The organism is Aquiflexum sp. (assembly GCF_977115555.1).
The window spans coordinates 1-1,625 of the sequence record NZ_CDSBKL010000620.1; the positions used below are offsets into that span (position 1 = coordinate 1).

1 protein-coding gene is annotated in these 1,625 nt (G+C 35.5%); it reads right to left on the reverse strand.

Annotated features, from left to right (window positions below; all coding sequences use genetic code 11):
* Positions 1–183 precede the first annotated feature (183 nt).
* Positions 184–1,625 (reverse strand): alpha/beta hydrolase (locus ACZFYI_RS20160; protein WP_462525913.1); only part of this gene is annotated, 1,442 nt, incomplete at its 5' end.

The following is a 1,625-nucleotide window of genomic DNA, read 5'->3' on the forward strand; positions in this document are numbered from 1 at the left end:
TTGTTTTTGATAAGCAAGTTTTGTCTAATTTTTCTAAAGAATTTTATCATTGGTTTGTGGTTTCTCGAAAGGTAGGAAAATAATTAACTCGAGTTTTGGATAATGATGTAATGATTTATTGTAGCATTAGTAAAATTGAATTGAAAGAATAGAGCTGAAAAAAAATGGGTATTGAAAAATAGATTAACTCGAAAAAGGCCAAAGCACATTCCAATACATCAAAAGGCAAACAAAAAACAAGGAACCAAACCAACCGATTATGGATAAAGCTTTACTGAATTTATTTGTCTCACCAATGATACTTTTCCTTCTTATAAAAGTATAGATCAATAGAATTAATACAATACTCAATATCCAAAAAATCCATACCCAGGAAGATAAGAGTCCAAATCCAAGGATATACATATTTCTTTCCATACTTGCCATAATGGCCATATACAATAAAGCTACAAAAACAAACACGAGAAGCGTCATAATCCATGGTAACCAATTAAACCTTTCTTTTTTTAATTCCTTATTTTTTCTTCTCTTAATAAATCTTACCAGTGCATAAATCGGTAAGCCAAGGAATGAAATTAAAACTAACAAAAGGGCTATTCCTAAGGGGATATAAACCTGATTTTGCTTTCCCATAAGGATCTTACTGCCAACTTGAGTAATTCCCTTATTATCAGTTATATCTGAAACAAATACGATAGGAATACCCTGGTCTAAACATGCCTCAGCATTGACCGGTTCTTCAGGGTTCTTATAAAATGCTGTCAGGACATCGCTGTAACATTGATTTCCTTTTGACCAGTGACCTTCTTCCGGAAAGGCTAATACAACGGAGTTTGTCAGGTACTGTGATGCGACCACTGTATTCTCTGTAGGCGTTACCGGATCGAAAACCCCGGTAGATAAAAGTACCGGAATCTCTGATGGTATAGGAACCTCCTGAGTTGTATCTAACTTAATTCCCGATATCTCAGCCATCTCTTTCGTAGATATTAAACCTGGAGACACCATATAAGGCATTAGTTTTTTAGTGAATTCATCGTAATTATCAACTTCAGGACTTAAGCCGTAATCTGGGTTATCATTGGCTCTTATATAAAAGTTCATGTCTTGATTTCCCGCAAATTGATCTCCAATTGAGTTGGCAAAATTCTTGATCACCCATTCTTTCCTGTCGGCTCCTGCCTGGATAAATTTTGGTATAATTTCAATACCAACGGGCCCATAGGACAGAAGAAAAAGTCCCGAAATAATCACATCACCATTAATAATAACATCCTGATTGTTGACTAACTTCTGCTCACTGGAAGGAATAACCAACGGGTTCTTATTATAATATTCTAAAGCGCTGAATAATTTATTTTCAAGGTCAGGGTATTTACTAGCACATTCAGGGTCGTCTGCACATTTTTTAAGGACCAACTGTAGTGATTTGGAAAAGGATCTTAAGTTATCATCTTGATAATTTCTAACAGTCGGTACCAATCCTAAAAACACCGCACTTCTTACAGTATTTGGAAATTTTCGTATCATGCCTTGTCCATATCGAGTCCCATAAGAACCACCCTGAATATTCCATTGATCTACGCCGATACTTACACGAAGATCTTCTATGTCTTCAGCAATGG